Below are 3466 nucleotides of genomic sequence, written 5' to 3'. Positions count from 1 at the left end.
TAAAACAAAGTATAGATGCGTATCGAGAAGAGTTTACACGGAAAAGTGAAAAGATACAGGCACTAAAAGCAGATGTGCAATCACGCGACGAGGAAATTCAAAGACTAACACAAGAGCTTAAGCCGCGTGATGAAGCAGTAAAAGCGCCGCTTCATAAGAATAAGAAGAGTAAGAAGAAGGGTAAGTGAGGAGAGAGGGATGGGCTTAATTGCACTTATTATATCTTGTATTGCTAATTTGTGTTCATGTTATGCGGTTTATACCAATTTTAAAAACATAAAAATGCTTAGACAAGCGATAAAAGAACGAGATGAGTTAATAGCGTCACAAAAAGCGTTGATGGAAGGACAGCTAGCAGAAAAAAATGAGTTAATAGCGTCACAAAAAGCATTGATGGAAGAACAGCTAGCAGAAAATGAAGAGAAAATACAACATTTACAAAAATTACAAAAAGAAGTGCAAGAACGTTTGTTGGAATCTGAACAGAAGAAATCTAAAGAGCAAGAATATTTGACTGAATATGAAAATATTTATGAAAATCTTCAAGAGTCTGAAGATGTTCGTGCGCTTGTAAGAGAGTTTGTAGAAAAAGCCCCAATTGTAAATGAAGAAGATGATAGAACGCAAAAGATACTAATACAATTGATGAAGGATGAGCAGAAAAAGAATGAAGCAATTGAAATTATTGAAGATTTCAATAGATGGTTTATGGCAAAACAATCGGTTACAGTTGCAGAAGCCAATAAATGGGATAGGGCACAATATTTATCATTTCTTCTTATGAAACCAAAGCCAATGACATGGGCCGAGTTGGCTGAAAAAAGCCCTGAGGAACAACAGCGTTATTCATCATGTTGGAAAACGGTTATTTATTGAATGGAAACAGCTTGGAATACAACAGATCGGATAGTTTATTACTTGGTTTAATATTAAAATATTCGGGGCAAAAAGTCACTTTTTCTGGTGGATTTAAAGGATTTACGGCAGTGTGCTCCATAGTCAATATTAAAGGAATTTCTGAGTTTCTGTCTATAGGAAAAACACCAATAATTAGTCCTAATAGACCAGAAGGTTTGAGGCTAAATGGATCAATATCGCTATGTATGGGTGGATCGACTCGAGGTTTCTTTAAGCATAAGTGTTTTTCCTGTTGAGGATGGATGTAATGTAGTGCTCCTAGTGATTGTGGCAAAAGTTCACGATAGCATGCGGACATAAAGATAAAAAGGCTATTATCCTGTATGCTGATAGAGTTGATTTTAATTGTTTGTTTTGTAGCATTTGTAATGATTAAAGATACATATATTACTGGAAAGATATCATTAGGATTATCACTTATCCATGAACTGTGTGTGGTAACACGGAGCTTTTTTTCTTCTAAAATCTCTAATTGTTTTTCCAGAACTGTGGCAAGCTTTTTCATTGATATCGCTTGTTGTCTAGTTGATTTAGCTATGTCCATGGCATTGGCTAATTCTGTTTTAAATTTTTCTCGATCTTCTTCTCTTAATTTTTCATCTTTTTCTCGATCTTCCTTTCTCAATTTTGCAGCTTCTATGCGATCTTCTTCTCTTAATTTTTCATCTTTTTCTCGATCTTCCTTTCTCAATTTTTCATCTTTTTCTCGATCTTCCTTTCTCAATTTTGCAGCTTCTATGCGATCTTCTTCTCTTGATTTTGCAGCTTCTATTCGATCTTCTTCTCTTAATTTAAATGTCTGTTTAATAGAAAGAAAAGCAAAAATTGCGGATAATAAAGCACCAACCGAAGAAAGTGCAGAAAATAAAACAGAAAACGCAGAAAATAATACAGGATGCTGTTCTATCCAATTTAAAATCGCTTGCATACTTCTTACACCCTTCTTTTCTTCATTTTCAGAAAAAAACAACCTTATAAAACACATTTTGTATGGAGAGGCGCGGTGAATAACACGATTCTTTGTTTTGATCTAGGTACCAAAACGGGGTGGGCGTTTCGCAATGCCGAGGGTGACATATTCAGTGGTGCCGTGAATTTTCAATCGCGCCGTTTTGAAGGCGGTGGAATGCGTTACTTGCGCTTTAAACAATGGCTATCAGAAATAAAGCAGACAGCAGGTCAAATTGACGCGGTGTATTTTGAAGAGGTGAGGCGTCATAAAGGTACAGATGCAGCGCATGTTTACGGTGGTTTGTTAGCAACGTTAACGGCGTGGTGTGAACAGCATCAGATACCGTATGAGGGTATACCAGTAAGTACGATTAAGAAAGCGACGACAGGCAAGGGGAATGCGTCGAAAGAAGAGATGATTAAGGCGGTGCGTGCAAAAGGGCACAATCCGAAAGATGATAACGAAGCAGATGCTTTAGCAATTTTATATTTAGTTAAAGAAAGGGAATTGGGGTATGTCCAGTAAATTACCATGGACGAGGCTTTTTGCATACAAATGGCTTCTTACTCTTGGTTGTTTGTCGCCGACCGAGAAATGTATCTATGTCATGTTGCGACTTCTAATGCTCCATACTGGTGAACCTATTTTAAACAACTTAAGGGTATTAGCTCGTTGGATTGGTTATCCAGTAGAAGAGTTTGAAGCAGCTTTGAATTCCTTGATTGAAGGTGGATTCATCATACGTTTAGACAATGGTGGGTTGTGGAATTCAGAAGTTGAAAAAGAACTCAACAGTCTCAGTGAAGAAGAGCTAGATAATTTCACTTGCAATAATAATAAAGAAAGGGAGGTGAAGTATGTCAACTAAGTTGCCATGGACGAGGCTTTTTGCAGACAAGTGGCTACTTGATCTTGCTTGTTTACCCGCAATTGAAGGCAATGTTTATATGCGATTGCGATTGCAAATGTTGCGTACTAGAGAGCCTCTTGTAAATGATGCGCAAATATTATCTCATTTCACGTGTTGTTCAGTAAAAAGATTTCAGAAGGCATTAGATTACTTATTTAGATCTGGACACATTATTCTTTCAGAAGATGGTCATTTGTGGTGTTCAGATGTTGAAGAAGAATTAAAAAATTCAGACGAAACTTTAAATAAGTTTGCAGAAAGAGCAGCAAAAGCCGCCAATACTAGAAAACATAAAAACCACGAAGAATCTTCAAGAGAGCTTCAAGATTCTTTAAGAAGTCTTCAAGATTCTTCAAGATGTCTTGAAGATTCTTCAAGAGGGTACATTAACAATAACATTAACAATAACAAAAAAAATAAAAATATTATTTTATCAAAAAGAGAAATTGATTTTGAAAATTTAGAAACAAACGATTTGGTTGACGAGCCAATCGAATGTGATGATGTTCAATCAGAACAAATCAAAACGATAGAAACCAAACAACCAATCATTCACGAGCAAAATACCAACACTTCAAACAAAGCTAACAACCGATGGCAAATTGACGAAGCGATGATTGCGAAATTGCCTTCACGAAAAGTTAAAAAGGTTGGAAAACAACTTTCAGAAATCGTTGATAAGATAA

The 3466-nt window shown here is 36.2% G+C and carries 5 protein-coding genes and 1 pseudogene; 5 read left to right on the top strand and 1 reads right to left on the bottom strand.

The features are described from left to right. Positions 1–188 (top strand): annotated as a pseudogene (locus tag ACFIL7_RS01645) (hypothetical protein); the annotation flags it as partial. Positions 189–198: 10 nt separating this feature from the next. Then, entirely contained in the window at positions 199–876 is a 678-nt protein-coding gene (locus ACFIL7_RS01640; RefSeq protein WP_375613781.1) for a hypothetical protein, read from the top strand. Here the strand turns inward: ACFIL7_RS01640 and ACFIL7_RS01635 are convergent. After that, positions 866–1846, bottom strand: coding sequence for a hypothetical protein (locus ACFIL7_RS01635; protein ID WP_375633130.1), 981 nt, complete (start codon positions 1844–1846; stop codon positions 866–868). The genes ACFIL7_RS01640 and ACFIL7_RS01635 overlap by 11 nt on opposite strands. Before the next feature lie 75 nt (positions 1847–1921). Between ACFIL7_RS01635 and ACFIL7_RS01630 the strand changes: the two genes are divergently transcribed. From ACFIL7_RS01630 to ACFIL7_RS01620, 3 genes are all read left to right on the top strand, one after another. After that, the gene (locus ACFIL7_RS01630) at positions 1922–2395 is read left to right on the top strand and encodes a crossover junction endodeoxyribonuclease RuvC (RefSeq protein WP_375675827.1); all 474 of its coding nucleotides are present in this window, start codon (positions 1922–1924) and stop codon (positions 2393–2395) included. Beyond that, complete coding sequence (locus ACFIL7_RS01625; protein ID WP_375675826.1) at positions 2385–2738, top strand: DUF1376 domain-containing protein; 354 nt, start codon at positions 2385–2387, stop codon at positions 2736–2738. The genes ACFIL7_RS01630 and ACFIL7_RS01625 overlap by 11 nt, the downstream gene beginning before the upstream one ends. After that, a partial coding sequence (locus tag ACFIL7_RS01620; protein ID WP_375683274.1) for a hypothetical protein occupies positions 2728–3466 on the top strand: 739 nt, incomplete at its 3' end. The genes ACFIL7_RS01625 and ACFIL7_RS01620, both read left to right, overlap by 11 nt.

This window comes from Bartonella sp. AP3QHHD, assembly GCF_042195765.1.
Lineage (GTDB): Bacteria > Pseudomonadota > Alphaproteobacteria > Rhizobiales > Rhizobiaceae > Bartonella.
This window is presented reverse-complemented; position numbering and strand designations above follow the sequence as displayed.